Source organism: Streptomyces sp. URMC 124, from assembly GCF_051386455.1.
GTDB lineage: Bacteria > Actinomycetota > Actinomycetes > Streptomycetales > Streptomycetaceae > Streptomyces.
Map to the genome: position 1 here is coordinate 33,949 of NZ_JBPQTS010000038.1, position 13,485 is coordinate 47,433.

The 13,485-nt window shown below is 74.5% G+C and carries 13 protein-coding genes; 8 read left to right on the forward strand and 5 right to left on the reverse strand.

The features are described 5' to 3' along the window. The first annotated feature begins 39 nt into the window (after positions 1–39). The 3 genes from ACSNOG_RS11005 (at position 40) to ACSNOG_RS11015 (ending at position 2,603) form a co-directional block, all read left to right on the forward strand. The gene (locus ACSNOG_RS11005) at positions 40–645 is read left to right on the forward strand and encodes a DUF5998 family protein (protein ID WP_436752397.1); all 606 of its coding nucleotides are present in this window, start codon (positions 40–42) and stop codon (positions 643–645) included. Beyond that, positions 645–1,853: an alkaline phosphatase family protein gene (locus ACSNOG_RS11010; protein ID WP_436752398.1), complete on the forward strand. Its 1,209-nt coding sequence runs from the start codon at positions 645–647 to the stop codon at positions 1,851–1,853. The genes ACSNOG_RS11005 and ACSNOG_RS11010 overlap by 1 nt, the downstream gene beginning before the upstream one ends. Positions 1,854–1,925: 72 nt before the next feature. After that, positions 1,926–2,603, forward strand: coding sequence for a thymidine kinase (locus ACSNOG_RS11015; protein ID WP_436752399.1), 678 nt, complete (start codon positions 1,926–1,928; stop codon positions 2,601–2,603). On the opposite strand, the gene ACSNOG_RS11020 is transcribed toward ACSNOG_RS11015, so the two are convergent. Next, positions 2,578–3,435, reverse strand: a complete 858-nt coding sequence (locus ACSNOG_RS11020) for a VOC family protein (RefSeq protein ID WP_436752400.1) — start codon at positions 3,433–3,435, stop codon at positions 2,578–2,580. The genes ACSNOG_RS11015 and ACSNOG_RS11020 overlap by 26 nt on opposite strands. A gap of 293 nt (positions 3,436–3,728) precedes the next feature. Here ACSNOG_RS11020 and ACSNOG_RS11025 point away from each other — a divergent pair, with 293 nt between their 5' ends. Continuing rightward, on the forward strand, positions 3,729–4,565 hold the full coding sequence (locus ACSNOG_RS11025) for a sulfurtransferase (RefSeq protein ID WP_436752401.1): 837 nt from the start codon (positions 3,729–3,731) through the stop codon (positions 4,563–4,565). A gap of 410 nt (positions 4,566–4,975) precedes the next feature. Here the strand turns inward: ACSNOG_RS11025 and sepH are convergent, their stop codons facing one another. Beyond that, positions 4,976–6,058, reverse strand: a complete 1,083-nt coding sequence (sepH, locus tag ACSNOG_RS11030) for a septation protein SepH (protein ID WP_436752402.1) — start codon at positions 6,056–6,058, stop codon at positions 4,976–4,978. Between the two features lie 348 nt (positions 6,059–6,406). Between sepH and ACSNOG_RS11035 the strand changes: the two genes are divergently transcribed. Further along, entirely contained in the window at positions 6,407–7,435 is a 1,029-nt protein-coding gene (locus ACSNOG_RS11035; protein ID WP_436752403.1) for a hypothetical protein, read from the forward strand. A 91-nt stretch (positions 7,436–7,526) separates the two neighbouring features. Here the strand turns inward: ACSNOG_RS11035 and ACSNOG_RS11040 are convergent, their stop codons facing one another. Together ACSNOG_RS11040 and ACSNOG_RS11045 are read right to left on the reverse strand one after the other, a co-directional pair. Then, a complete protein-coding gene (locus ACSNOG_RS11040) occupies positions 7,527–8,882 on the reverse strand; it encodes a D-arabinono-1,4-lactone oxidase (protein WP_436752404.1) in 1,356 nt (451 codons plus the stop codon). Then, positions 8,833–10,113, reverse strand: coding sequence for an MFS transporter (locus ACSNOG_RS11045; RefSeq protein WP_436752405.1), 1,281 nt, complete (start codon positions 10,111–10,113; stop codon positions 8,833–8,835). The genes ACSNOG_RS11040 and ACSNOG_RS11045 overlap by 50 nt, the downstream gene beginning before the upstream one ends. A gap of 140 nt (positions 10,114–10,253) precedes the next feature. On the opposite strand from ACSNOG_RS11045, the gene ACSNOG_RS11050 reads away from it, so the two are divergent. Then, entirely contained in the window at positions 10,254–11,381 is a 1,128-nt protein-coding gene (locus tag ACSNOG_RS11050; RefSeq protein ID WP_436752406.1) for a ferrochelatase, read from the forward strand. A 14-nt stretch (positions 11,382–11,395) separates the two neighbouring features. Continuing rightward, positions 11,396–12,196 carry an inositol monophosphatase family protein gene (locus ACSNOG_RS11055; RefSeq protein WP_436752407.1) on the forward strand — a complete coding sequence of 267 codons (801 nt, stop codon included), beginning with the start codon at positions 11,396–11,398 and terminating at the stop codon, positions 12,194–12,196. 81 nt (positions 12,197–12,277) lie between these two features. On the opposite strand, the gene ACSNOG_RS11060 is transcribed toward ACSNOG_RS11055, so the two are convergent. Continuing rightward, on the reverse strand, positions 12,278–12,445 hold the full coding sequence (locus ACSNOG_RS11060; RefSeq protein ID WP_436752408.1) for a hypothetical protein: 168 nt from the start codon (positions 12,443–12,445) through the stop codon (positions 12,278–12,280). A gap of 359 nt (positions 12,446–12,804) precedes the next feature. Here ACSNOG_RS11060 and ACSNOG_RS11065 point away from each other — a divergent pair, with 359 nt between their 5' ends. After that, a complete protein-coding gene (locus ACSNOG_RS11065) occupies positions 12,805–13,458 on the forward strand; it encodes a response regulator transcription factor (RefSeq protein ID WP_436752409.1) in 654 nt (217 codons plus the stop codon). The last annotated feature ends 27 nt before the right edge of the window (positions 13,459–13,485 follow it).

Genomic DNA, 13,485 nt, shown 5'->3' on the forward strand with positions numbered 1-13,485 from the left:
TCGGGCGGTTGGGGCCCGTGGGCCCCTTAGGATGGGCTTATGGCGAAGACCGGTACGACGACCCAAGGGCTGCGCGCGGCGATCGAGCGCAGCGGCTACTACCCGGCCCTCGTGGCCGAGGCGGTGGAGGCCGCAGTGGGCGGGGAGCCGGTCGTGTCGTACCTGGTGCACCAGGAGACGACGTTCGACTCCAACGAGGTGCGCCGCCACGTCACGGTCCTGGTCCTCACCGGCACCCGGTTCATCGTCAGCCACACCGACGAGCAGGCCGCCGACGGCACCTCGCCGTCCCCGTACGCCACCACCTCCACGGAATCCGTGAAGCTGGAGCGGATCTCCTCGGTCGTGCTGAGCCGCGTCGTCGCCAACCCGGAGTCGTACACGCCCGGCACCCTGCCCCGCGAGGTCGTGCTGAACATCGGCTGGGGCGCGGTGTCCCGGATCGACCTGGAGCCCGCCGCCTGCGGCGACCCCAACTGCGACGCGGACCACGGCTACACCGGCTCGTCCACGGCCGACGACCTGAGCCTGCGCGTGTCCGAGGCGGGCGACGGCCCGGACACGGTCCGCCAGACGCTGGCCTTCGCCCAGGCCCTCTCCGAGGCCACCGCAGCCACCCCGGCCGGCACGGCGACCGCCCGCTGATGTCCTCTCCCCTGACGGCGGGCTCCGCCTGGCACGAGCCCGCCCCGCTCGACCCGCGCTCGGCCCCGCTGCCCCGCTACGGCACGGGCTCGCTGGCCGATCTGCTGCCCGCGGCCGTCGCCGGCATGGGGGTCCCCGGGTTCTCCGCGGGCCTGGAGCTCGCTCCCGCCGACCGCGTGTGCGTCTTCCTGATCGACGGTCTCGGCTGGGAGCTGCTGCGCGCGCACCCCGCCGAGGCGCCGTTCCTGCACTCGCTGATGGCGAGCTCGAACAACGGCACCGGCTCGCCCCTGACGGCCGGCTTCCCCTCGACCACGGCGACGTCGCTGGCCTCGGTCGGCACCGGCCTGCCGCCGGGCGCCCACGGCCTGCCCGGCTACACCGTCGCCGACCCGGCCACGGGGCAGCTGATGAACCAGCTGCGCTGGCGGCCCTGGACCGAACCGCACGTCTGGCAGCCGTACCCGACCGTCTTCCAGCTCGCGGACGCGGCCGGGGTGCACACCTGCCAGGTCTCCGCCCCGGACTTCCAGCACACCCCGCTGACGAAGATCGCGCTGAGCGGCGGCACCTTCCACGGCCGGCTCTCCGGCGAGGACCGGATGGATCTCGCCGCCGACCGGCTCGGCGCCGCGGACCGCTCGCTCGTCTACACCTACTACAGCGACGTCGACGGCAAGGGGCACCGCTTCGGCGTCGACTCCGACGAGTGGCGCGGCCAGTTGATGTACGTCGACCGGCTCGCCCAGCGCCTCGCCGAGCAGCTGCCGCCCCGCTCGGCGCTGTACGTCACCGCCGACCACGGCATGATCGACATCCCCTTCGACCCCGAGTCGCGCATCGACTTCGACGAGGACTGGGAGCTGCGCGCGGGCGTCGCCCTGCTCGGCGGGGAGGCCCGCGCCCGGCACGTCTACGCGGTGCCCGGCGCCGCCGCCGACGTCCTCGCGGTGTGGCGGGAGGTGCTCGGCGAGCAGATGTGGATCGCGAGCCGCGACGAGGCGATCGAGGCGGGCTGGTTCGGCCGCCCCGGCGACGGTGTGGACGACCGCGTCCACGGCCGGATCGGCGACGTGGTCGCCGCCGCCCGCGACGACATCGCGATCGTCGCCACCGAGACCGAGCCGAACGAATCCGCGATGGTGGGGCTGCACGGCTCCATGACGCCCGTGGAGCAGCTGGTGCCGCTCCTCGAAGTGCGTGCCTGAACCCGTAAGCCCGCAGCCCCCGCACGACCGCGCCCCTCAACGCCCCGACCTATGAAAGGCATTGGCTTCCCCATGCCCGAGCTGGTGTTCTTCTCCGGAACCATGGACTGCGGAAAGAGCACCCTCGCTCTGCAGATCGAGCACAACCGCTCGACCCGCGGCCTGCAAGGGATGATCTACACCCGGAACGACCGCGCCGGCGAGGGCAAGCTCTCCTCCCGGCTCGGGCTGGTCACCGACTCCGTCGAGGCGGGCGAGGGGTTCGACTTCTACGCGCACATCGTCGCCCACCTCTCCGCGGGCGGCCGCGCCGACTACGTGATCGCCGACGAGGCGCAGTTCCTGACCGCCGAGCAGATCGACCAGCTCGCCCGGATCGTGGACGACCTCGAACTCGACGTCTTCGCGTTCGGCATCACCACCGACTTCCGCACCAGGCTCTTCCCCGGCTCGCAGCGCCTGGTCGAACTCGCCGACCGCATAGAGGTGCTGCAGGTCGAAGCGCTGTGCTGGTGCGGGGCGCGGGCCACGCACAACGCCCGTACGGTGGGCGGGCAGATGGTCGTCGAGGGCGCCCAGGTGGTCGTCGGCGACGTCAACCAGCCGGAGACCGTGGTCGGTTACGAGGTGCTGTGCCGGCGCCACCACCGTCGCCGGCTGACGGCCGCCGCGGCCCGCGCCGCGGCGCTCTCTCCCGACGTGCTGCCCCTCGACCCCGCACCCGTCAACGGGACGTCCGCACAAGGGTGAAGAGGGCACCCTCGGGGTCGGTGACGGTCGCCACCCGGCCGGCCGGCGCCTCGTGCGGCGGCCGCAGTACCCGGCCGCCCAGCTCCGCCACGCGCAGGGCGGCGGCATCGGTGTCCGCGACCTCGAAGTACGTCATCCAGTGCGGGCCCCGCTCGCGCGGCAGCGCCGCGCCGAGGCCGCGGATCGCGGCGACCGGACGCCCGTCGAGCTGCAGCGTGAGGTAGTCGGCGGGGTCCGGGTCCGCCGGGGGAGCGGCCGGGGAATCCTCCGTGGCGCGCGCCGAGCGCGCGGCGTCGGCCGGTTTGACGTCGTAGCCGAACAGGGCCCGGTAGAAGCCGGCGACCGCCGATGTCCTGCGGGTCACCAGCTCGTGCCACGCGGGCGTGCCGGGCACGCCCGTCAGCTGGGCGCCGGTCAGCTTCTGGCCCTGCCACACCCCGAAGGGCGCCCCGGCCGGGTCGCTGGCGAGCACCAGCCGCCCCGCGTCCTCCGCGGACAGCGGGCCCACCCCCACCGTGCCGCCGGAGCAGCGGATCCACTCCGCGGCCTCGTCGGCGTCGTCGCTCGCGAGGTAGGTGGTCCAGGCGGTCGGCAGCCGGCGGCCGGGCGCGAGCTCCCCGAGGCCCGCCACGTCGCGGCCGTCGACCGTGGCGCGCACGTAGGGGCCCAGCTGGCGGGGCCCGGGGCTGTAGAAGCCCCAGCCGAACAGACCGCCGTAGAAGTCCTGGATCGACTCCAGGTCGTGCGCCAGGAGACTCGTCCAGCACGGGCTGCCCGGCGCCTGCCGGGCCTCCCCCGCTCCTGGCCGGGGGGAGCCCCAAACCTCGGTCATGTCACTCTCTCCTCGGACCATCGTGGTGGCCGCGCGACCCGCGCCGGGCCGCGGCGCGCGGGGGTGGTACGGGACGGGGCACGACCAGATGGTTGCACCACCTGCGCTCGCGCGCCCCCCGGCCGCGCCGGGATCCCCGGGTTCCCGCAGGAGAATGCCCGGATTCGCGGGGGCGGTACCGTTCCGGCGCCCGGGCGCGCCCCGGTGAACGGCGGCGCCCAGTATCGATCAGCCGTACGCCACCTCGCCAGAGGCCCGTTGACCGCCCGCCCGACTACGTCAGGATGGGGCCCATGAATGCCATCATCTCCGCAGTCGAACTCATGGACGCGTCCGCCGGCGGACAGCCGCCCGTCCTGCTGGACGTCCGCTATCAGCTCGGCGGCCCGCCCGGCCGGCCGGAGTACGAAGCGGGGCACATCCCCGGCGCGGTCTACGTGGACCTGGAGGGCGAACTCGCCGGGCCCGCGGGCAAGCAGGGCAGGCATCCGCTGCCCGGCATCGACGCGTTCGGCGCGGCGATGCGCAGGGCGGGGGTCGGCTCCCGCGGGGACGTCGTCGTCTACGACGGGGGACAGGGCTGGGCGGCCGCGCGCGCCTGGTGGATGCTGCGCTGGGCCGGGCATCCGTCCGTGCGCGTCCTGGACGGGGGCCTGGCGGCCTGGAGGGCGCAGGGCGGGGAGGTCACGGACGAGCGGACGCCCGTGCGCGAGGGGGACTTCGTGCCGGCGCCGGGGGCGCTGCCGCTGCTCGACGCGGACGGTGCGGCGGCGCTGGCCCGCCGCGGACTGCTGCTGGACGCCCGGGCGGGGGAGCGCTACCGGGGCGAGATCGAGCCGATCGACGCGGTGGCCGGCCACATCCCGGGCGCGGTCTCGGCGCCGACGACGGAGAACGTGGCCGCGGACGGGCGGCTGCGCCCCGCGGCCGAACTGGCCGCCCGCTTCGGCGCCCTGGGCGCGGTGGACGGCACGGAGGTGGGCGTCTACTGCGGCTCCGGCGTCTCCGCCGCGCACCAGCTCCTCGCCCTGGCCGTCGCGGGCGTCCCGGCAGCCCTGTACGTCGGTTCGTGGAGCGAGTGGTCCTCCGACCCCTCGCGGCCCGTCGCCACGGGGCCCCAGCCGGGCTGACCCCGCGGCCGGGCGGCCCGGCGCGCGATCCCGCGCCGGAAGTGCCACCCCACCGCAGGACAGGGCCCGTGCGGCCGGGCGCCGGTGCGGGGGAGAGGCGTTGCCCGGCGCCATCGGCCCCTCCCGCCACGGAGAAGAAGAACCCCCGCCGTACGGACCGGCGGCCCGGAACCGGCCGCAGGGGCGTTGCCCCGGCACGCGTGCGTGGCCCGGGCCGTACGGACCGCCGGCGCGGAGCCGGCCGCAGGGGCGTTGCCCCGGCACGCGTGCGTGGCCCGGCACATGGGCTTGCCGGGCCGCTCGCGGGCGGCCCGGCGTCGGGTCCGGTGGCCGGCCTGTGGCCGGCGCGCGCTGCCGTCGGCGCCCCCGGACGGAGCCGGGGGCCTGACGGGGAGTCACGGGCGTGGTGGTTACTCCTGTTTCTTGCGGCGGGTGCCGAAGACGATCTCGTCCCAGCTGGGGACCGCCGCGCGGCGGCCGGGGCGGACGCCGTCGGCCTCGGCCTGACGGTCCGTGGTGCCGACCAGACGGTCACGGTGGCCGGCCACGGACCGCGGCATCAGGACGTCCGCGTAGGCGGCGCCCGCACTCGCGGCCGGCGCCGGGGGCTCGACCGCCTCGGGCTCGTCGGACGGTTCGTCACCCGCCTGCGCCATGGACGGCGTTTCCGGGACGACCATGTCGCCGCGGAAGCTGGGGACCGCTTCGAGCAGGCTCGTCAGCGAATCCCGCTCCTTGCCGGGCGGCTCCTCGGAGGACTCGGCGTCCGCCTCGGGAGGGGACGACGGACCGGAGGACGCGCCCTGCCGGTCCAGCGACCGGTCGAGGGGCCTGTCCCGCGGCAGCCGGGCGATGCGGGGCACGAAGGGGAAGCTCGGCTCGGGCGTGTCGTCGGTCTCGCCGATGAGCGCGCGGGCCTCGTCGTCCATCGCTTGAACGATCCGCCTCGGCGGGTCGTACGACCAGCTCGCCGCGCGGGGCTCACCTGCCGCCCGGTAGACGAGCAGGACCTCCCAGGTGCCGTCGTCCCGGCGCCAGGAGTCCCACTGCGCGGTGTCCTTCTCGGCTCCGCGCAGTATGAGCCGCTCGGCGACCGCCTCGCCCAGGAGCGGACCGGTGTTCTCACCGGGGCGGCGCACCGCCGTCTTGCGGGCGCGCTCGGCCATGAACGCGCGCTCGGCCAGGACCGGACCCTCGAACCGGCGCACCCGCTCCACGGGGATGCCCGCGAGCTGCGCCACCTCCTCGGCGGAGGCTCCCGCACGTATACGGGCCTGGATGTCGCGGGGGCGGAGATGGCTCTCCACCTCGATCTCGATCTGCCCCAGACGCGCACGGTCGTTGCGCACGGCGGCGCGCAGCCGCTCGTCGATGGGGAGGGTGTACTCCGTGCTGTCCGCAGCCTTGAGCACCAGCCGTGTGCCGTCGTTGGAGACGGCCACGACACGCAGTTCGGGCATGGGGACCTCCCGGGTGGTGCCTGCCGACGTCACGTGCGTCGCTGCTTCCGCTAGTCGAGTGTGGCCTGCCCGGGTGCAGCCTGCCACAACATTGCCGAGTTGACGGGGGTGAGAGCCGGTGGGGCCCCGCCCGTTGGGTCCAGGCAGCCGGACGGGACACCGGGGCCAGGGCTCGTCACAGTACTCCATTCGGGCCACTGGGGGTGGAATGGCGCGCCATTGAAGTTCACGCGGGAGAAGGGAGTTGATCCTACCTATCGCGCGCGATGGCGGTCGCACGGGTGTCGAGGTTCACACAATCGCCGGAATCGGAACTGTTCGTTACGCTCGAATGTCTCTTCTCCCTGCAAGACGGACCCAAGAGCTACACAGAGGCAGGAGATGGATGACAAAGGTGAAAGCGAGGCAAAACAGAAGGGCAAGCGCCTGGAGCTGAGCCTCGCGCAGGTCGCCGGCAGCGCCCTCGCGGCGGTCGTCGCCGCACTGCTCGCGGGCAAGCTCGGGGTGTACGGCACGGTCATCGGTGCCGGCGTCGTCAGTGTCGTGGCCACGTCGGGCGGCACGATCTTCCAGCACGTGTTCAAACGGACCGGCGAACAACTTCGCGAGGCGACCGTGCAGGCGGCGCGGCCGAAACTGCGGCAGGTGCCGGTGCGGGACGCGGGGCGGGCGGTCAGCCGTGCGGCGCGGGACGCGCAGAGCCCGCAGGCCACCCGGGGCGCGCAGGACGACGCGACACGGCTGTTGCACGCGGCGTCCCCGTCGCCGGAGCGCGGCGGCGCGTACGCGGGCGCGCATTCCGGTGCGCGCGCCGATGAACACTCCTTTGCGTACACGGACGCGTACTCCCCGGCCACCACCCACGGGACCCGGACGCGCGGGTGGAAGCGCCCCCTCATCGCCGCCGGCGCGGTCTTCGTCCTCGCGATGGGCACGGTCACCGCGGTCGAGCTGGTCAAGGGGTCCAGCGCGGACGGTGGTAAGGGGACCACGGTCAGCCAGATCTTCGACGGCGGGAAGGGCCGGAAGCAGCAGGACCCGGCGCCCGAGCGGTCCGCGGATCCGGGGCGCTCGCACGACGGCGGCGCGGAGCACGAGCCCGAGCGCGGCGCCGGTGGCGGCTCCGGCTCCTCGCCCGATCCCGGCGCGTCCCGCGGGGGCGGTGACGCGGGCAAGCAGTCGCCGGACCCGTCGACGTCGCCGTCGTCCGGGGGCTCGACGCCCAGCACCAAGCCGGGCCCGACGCCCGATCCTTCCACCTCGCCGGGTGGGGGTACGGGCGGGGACGGCAAGGGCGGTAGCGGGAGCGGCACGAGCGGGCAGGGCGGCTCGGGTGGACAGACGACGCCCAAGCCGCCGGCCCAGGGGCAGAACGCCGCCGGAGCGCCTGCGGCGGGCTCCGTTTCGTAGCGGCGCGCCCCGTCGTCGGCCGGGTGCCGGTCCGTCGTGGCCGGTCGCGCGGTTCCCCCGTGCCCCTTCCGGGGCACGGGGGAACGCTGTCTTATGCGCCCAGTACCCGCCGCAGGTAGTCGTTGCCGAATACGCGCTGCGGGTCCAGGCGGTCGCGCAGGGCGGTGAAGTCGGCGAAGCGGGGGTACAGCGCCGCCAGGTGGCCCGCGTCGCGGCTGTGGAGTTTGCCCCAGTGCGGGCGGCCGCCGTGGGCGGTCATGATCTGTTCGGCGGCCCGGAAATAGGCGCGGTAGGGGGCGCCCCGGTACATGTGCACGGCGATGTAGGCGGTGTCCCGGCCCTGGGCCGTGGACAGGGGTATGCCGTCCGCCGGGGCGGTGCGGACTTCGACAGGGAAGGCCACGCGCAGCCGCGACCGCTCGATCGCGGCCCGCAGCTCGCGCAGCGCCGGTATCGCGGCCTCCCGCGGCAGCGCGTACTCCATCTCCAGGAAGCGGACGCGGCGGGGGCTGGTGAAGACGCGGTACGGCACGTCCGTGTAGCTGCGGGCCGACAGGGCGCGGCCGGCGAGCCGGGCGATGCCGGGGACGGCGGGGGGCACGGCGCGGCCGACGGCGCACAGGGCGCCGAAGAGGCCGTTCGAGACGAGCTCGTCGTCGATCCAGGCGGCGACCCGGCCGGGCGGGTCCAGCGGGCCCGCGCTGCGGTTGTTGCGCTTGGTTATGCAGTGGCTCGTGTGCGGGAACCAGTAGAACTCGACGTGCTCGTTCTCGGCGACGAGCTGCTCGAACTCGCCGGTGACCCGGTCGAGGGGCATCGGCTCCTCGCGCGCCCGGAGCAGGAACTCGGGCTCCACCGCGAAGGTCACGGAGGTGATCACGCCGAGCGCGCCCAGCCCCAGCCGGGCGGCGGCGAAGACCTCCGGGTTCTCGTCGGCGGAACAGGTCAGCACCGAGCCGTCGGCGGTGACCAGCTCCAGGGCGCGGACCTGGGCGGAGAGCGACGCCGAGTCGCGGCCCGTGCCGTGGGTGCCGGTGCTGACCGCCCCCGAGACGGTCTGCTCCATGATGTCGCCCATGTTGGCCAGCGACAGGCCGTGTGCGGACAGCGTCGCGTTCAGGTGCCGGAGGGTGGTGCCGGCCCCGACGGTCACCGTGCCCGCCGCACGGTCGATCGCGTGGAGGCCCCCGAGGTGCTCCGGGCGGATCAGCAGGCCGTCGGTGGCGGCAGCGGCGGTGAAGGAGTGGCCCGTGCCGGCCGCCTTGACCCGCAGGCCGTCCGCCGCGGCCCGTACGACCGCCTCCGCGACCTCGCCGGCGGACGCGGGGGTCACCGTCCGCGCGGGGTGCGCGGTGACGTTCCCCGCCCAGTTGCGCCACCGGGCGGGTCCGGCCGCCCTAGGCGACGATGCCCTTGCTGAGGTCGTCGTTCCGGTCGTCTCCGTCATGTGCGTCAGACCCTCCCCTTGCCTGCGGCACAGGTGCCCCCGGCCGCTGCGGCGCCGGCTTGCGGAGCCGGCGGTACCCCAGGAACGCGACCGCCGCCGCGAGCACCCCCGCCACCCCGGACACCGCGTACCCCGCGGCGGCGCCGCGGGCGTCCACCACCCAGCCGGCGGCCGACGACCCCAGCGCCACGCCGACCGCGAGACCCGTGCTCGTCCAGGTCATGCCCTCGGTCAGCTGCGCGCGCGGTACGTGCTGTTCGACGAGGGCCATCGTCGTCACCATGGTCGGCGCGATCGAGAGCCCCGAGACGAAGAGCGCCACGGCCAGGAACGGCAGGCTCCCGACCAGTTGGAGGGGGATCATACTCACGGCCATCGCACACACGCCCACGAGCCAGCGGCGGGCGATGTCGCCCTTCAGGCGCAGCAGTCCGAAAACCACGCCCGCCAGGCAGGAGCCCAGCGCGTAGGCCGCGAGGACGAGGCTCGCCATGCTCTTGTGGCCCTCGGCCTCGGCGTAGGCGACGGTCACCACATCGCACGTGCCGAAGATCATGCCCGTGGCGACGAACGTCGCCACCAGCACCTGCAGGCCGGGGGAGCGCAGCGCGTGGCCGCCCCCGTGCTCCCCGCGCGGGTGCGGCTCCGGCTCGGTGGCGCGCTGGGCGGTCAGCCACAGGACGCCGATCGCGAGGAAGCCGGCGGCCAGCAGCGGGCCCGCTTCGGGGAACCAGCTGGTGGACAGCCCGATCGACAGGATCGGGCCGACGATGAAGCACACCTCGTCCAGGACGGACTCGAAGGCGTAGGCCGTGTGCAGCTGCCCGCTGCCGCGGTAGATCGCCGCCCAGCGGGCCCGCACCATGGATCCCACGCTCGGCACGCAGCCGCCGACCGCCGCGAAGACGAACAGCGTCCAGTCGGGCCAGCGCTGCTGCGCGCTCACCAGCAGCCCCGCCACGGCGGCCAGGGCCACCAGCGTCGCCGGGCGCAGCACCCGGCGCTGCCCGTACTGGTCGACCAGCCGGGATATCTGCGGGCCGAGGACGGCGGCGGAGACGGCCCCGGCCGCGGAGACGGCGCCCGCGAGCCCGTAGCGGCCGGTGATCTGGGAGATCATCGTGACGATGCCGATGCTCAGCATCGACAGCGGCATCCGGCCGATGAGGCCGGCCGCCGAGAACCCCTTGGTGCCGGGAACGGCGAAGATCTCGCGGTAGGGACTGGGCAAGACGGCTCCCGGGGAGGGTCGTGAGGGGGACGGGACGAGGGTGCCGTAAGGGATGTAGCTGGCCGATACAGCTTACGTGGGTACGCGTTCGGCACACCGCCGTTTCCCGGCAGTCCGTGCAGGGTGGCAGGATCGGACGCATGTCGGATCAGCCAGCGCACGCCCCCTACGACGCCCTGCTGTTGCTCTCCTTCGGCGGCCCCGAGGGCCCGGACGACGTCGTCCCCTTCCTGGAGAACGTCACGCGCGGGCGGGGCATCCCCCGCGAGCGCCTCAAGGAGGTCGGGCAGCACTACTTCCTCTTCGGCGGCGTCAGCCCGATCAATGACCAAAACCGTGCGCTGCTCGGCGCCCTGCGCAAGGAGTTCGCCGAGCACGGCCTCGACCTCCCGGTGTACTGGGGTAACCGCAACTGGGCGCCGTACCTGACCGACACCCTGCGTGAGATCGCCGCCGACGGCCGGCGCCGCGTGCTCACCCTCGCCACCAGCGCCTACGCCTCGTACTCCGGCTGCCGGCAGTACCGCGAGAACCTGGCCGGCGCGCTCGCGGCCCTGGAGGCCGAGGGCGTCGCGGCGCCCCGCGTCGACAAGCTGCGGCACTACTTCAACCACCCCGGCTTCGTCCGCCCCATGGCCGACGCCGTCCTCGCGGCCCTCGCCGAGCTGCCCGAGGACGTCCGCGAGGGCGCGCACCTGGCCTTCACCACCCACTCCATCCCCACCGCCGCCGCGGACACCTCCGGCCCCGCGGACGGCCACGGCGACGGCGGCGCCTACGTCGCCCAGCACCTCGACGTCGCCCGGACCATCGCCGGGATCGTCCGCGAGGAGACCGGCACGGAGCACCCCTGGCGGCTCGTCTACCAGTCGCGCAGCGGCGCCCCGCACATCCCCTGGCTCGAGCCCGACATCTGCGACCACCTGGAGGCCGCGCACGCCGACGGCGTCCCGGCCGTCGTCATGGTCCCCATCGGCTTCGTCTCGGACCACATGGAGGTCAAGTACGACCTCGACACCGAGGCCGCCGCCAAGGCCGCGGAGCTCGGTCTGCCGGTCGCCCGCGCCGCGACCGTCGGCGCCGACCCCCGCTTCGCCGCCGCCGTCCGCGAGCTGGTCCTGGAGCGGGCCGCGAGCGAGCGCGGCGAGCGCCCCGAGCGGTGCGCCCTGGGTGCCCTCGGACCCTCGCACGACCTGTGTCCCGTCGGCTGCTGCCCGGCCAGGGCCCCGCGCCCGGCCGCCGCCGGAGCCGACAGCCCGTACGCGTAAGGAGCACCAGCACCGTGAGCGACACCCTGAAGGCAGAACTCCTGGCCGTGGCCCTCGAAGCCGCCGAGCGCGCCGGAGCACTGCTCCGCGACGGGCGCCCGGCCGACCTCGGCGTCGCCGCGACCAAGACCAGCTCGATCGACGTCGTCACCGAGATGGACATCGCCGCCGAGAAGCTGATCACCGGCTTCCTCGCCGAGCGCCGCCCCGAGGACGGGCTCCTGGGCGAGGAAGGCGCGAGCAGCGAGGGCAGCAGCGGCGTGCGCTGGGTCATCGACCCGATCGACGGCACCGTGAACTACCTCTACGGCCTGCCGTCGTGGTGCGTGTCGATAGCGGCCGAGCTCGACGGCGAGGCCGTCGTCGGCGTCGTGGCGGCGCCGATGCGCGGCGAGACCTACCGGGCCGTGCTCGGCGAGGGCGCGTACGCGGGCGAGCGGCGGCTGTCCGTGCGGCCCGCGCCCGGCCTCGACCAGGCCCTGATCGGCACCGGCTTCGGCTACCTCGCCTCGCGCCGCGCCGCCCAGGCGGAGGTCCTGCGCTCCCTGCTGCCGCAGGTGCGCGACATCCGGCGCGGTGGGTCCGCGGCGATCGACCTGTGCGACGTGGCCTGCGGCCGGCTCAACGGCTACTACGAGCGCGGACTCAACCCCTGGGACTACGCGGCCGGCGCGCTCATCGCCCGCGAGGCCGGCGCGCTGACCGGAGGCCGGCCGGGCGAGCCCGCCTCCACGGAGCTGACCGTGGCGGCCCCGCCGGTGCTCTTCGAGACGCTGCAGGGACGCCTGGAGGAGCTGGGGGCCTGGCAGGGCTGAGCCCGCCCCCCGGCCCCCGTCCGGACACGACAGTGCCCCGGCGCCGCTCGGCGCCGGGGCACTGCCGTCGGATCCTCCGGCTCAGGCCGCGGAGACCTTGACTCCGTGTTCGGCGGCGAGACGGTGCAGGTCGTCCAAGGCGGACTGCTCCACCTCGGCCGTGTACTCGTCGCCCAGCCTGCGGGCCTGGTCCCGTTCGCTGCGGGTGCTCTCTATGCGCTGCAGAATGCCAGCGGTGAACGCGTCCATGGTGCTGCGCCCCCTCGTCGTGGGTCGATGGCACGGGGGTGTGCCGACGGCGAATCGATCACGCCCCTGCCCCGGCGCGGGCGGACGGCCGTGGTGGCGTGCCGCCACTGGGCGTGATCGCGGGTGTGCAGACGTCTTCCCCCACGCCGTCCGCGGGGAAACCTCCCGTCCGGAACCAATCCCCCCACCCGACCGGAAACCGCTCGGGGGCCGGCCCCGGGGCGGATGCGGAACGGCCTGCCGGCCGGTCGGCCCCGGCGCCCCTTACAGCCGGTTTACCGACGTTCGAGGCAGGATGGAGACACCCACAGGGGTATCTCCAGCCTGCCCGCCCGGGCCCAAAGGGAAGGATCAACGCCGTGCGCGTACTCGTCGTCGAGGACGAGCAGCTGCTCGCCGATGCCGTCGCCACCGGACTGCGCCGGGAGGCCATGGCCGTCGACGTCGTGTACGACGGTGCCGCGGCCCTCGAGCGCATCGCCGTCAACGACTACGACGTGATCGTCCTCGACCGCGACCTCCCGCTCGTCCACGGCGACGACGTCTGCCGCAAGGTCGTCGAGCTCGGCATCCCCACCCGCGTCCTGATGCTCACCGCCTCCGGCGACGTCAGCGACCGCGTGGAGGGCCTGGAGATCGGCGCCGACGACTACCTCCCCAAGCCCTTCGCCTTCACCGAGCTCACCGCCCGCGTGCGGGCCCTCGGCCGCCGCACGACCGTGGCCCTGCCGCCCGTCCTGGAGCGCGCCGGCATCAAGCTCGACCCCAACCGCCGCGAGGTCTTCCGCGACGGCCGCGAGGTGCAGCTGGCGCCCAAGGAGTTCGCCGTCCTGGAGGTCCTCATGCGCAGCGAGGGCGCGGTCGTCTCGGCCGAGCAGCTGCTGGAGAAGGCCTGGGACGAGAACACCGACCCCTTCACCAACGTCGTCCGGGTCACGGTCATGACCCTGCGCCGCAAGCTCGGCGAGCCCCCGGTGATCGTCACCGTGCCCGGCTCCGGATACCGGATCTGATCCCCTGATGTCCTCCGCCCCCACCCC

Bases quoted from the DNA above. Each gene is read 5' to 3' on its own strand.
- ACSNOG_RS11005 (WP_436752397.1), top strand. From the start codon at position 40: ATGGCGAAGACCGGTACGACGACCCAAGGGCTGCGCGCGGCGATCGAG.
- ACSNOG_RS11010 (WP_436752398.1), top strand. From the start codon at position 645: ATGTCCTCTCCCCTGACGGCGGGCTCCGCCTGGCACGAGCCCGCCCCG.
- ACSNOG_RS11015 (WP_436752399.1), top strand. From the start codon at position 1,926: ATGCCCGAGCTGGTGTTCTTCTCCGGAACCATGGACTGCGGAAAGAGC.
- ACSNOG_RS11020 (WP_436752400.1), bottom strand. From the start codon at position 3,435: ATGACCGAGGTTTGGGGCTCCCCCCGGCCAGGAGCGGGGGAGGCCCGG.
- ACSNOG_RS11025 (WP_436752401.1), top strand. From the start codon at position 3,729: ATGAATGCCATCATCTCCGCAGTCGAACTCATGGACGCGTCCGCCGGC.
- ACSNOG_RS11035 (WP_436752403.1), top strand. From the start codon at position 6,407: ATGGATGACAAAGGTGAAAGCGAGGCAAAACAGAAGGGCAAGCGCCTG.
- ACSNOG_RS11040 (WP_436752404.1), bottom strand. From the start codon at position 8,882: ATGACGGAGACGACCGGAACGACGACCTCAGCAAGGGCATCGTCGCCT.
- ACSNOG_RS11050 (WP_436752406.1), top strand. From the start codon at position 10,254: ATGTCGGATCAGCCAGCGCACGCCCCCTACGACGCCCTGCTGTTGCTC.
- ACSNOG_RS11060 (WP_436752408.1), bottom strand. From the start codon at position 12,445: ATGGACGCGTTCACCGCTGGCATTCTGCAGCGCATAGAGAGCACCCGC.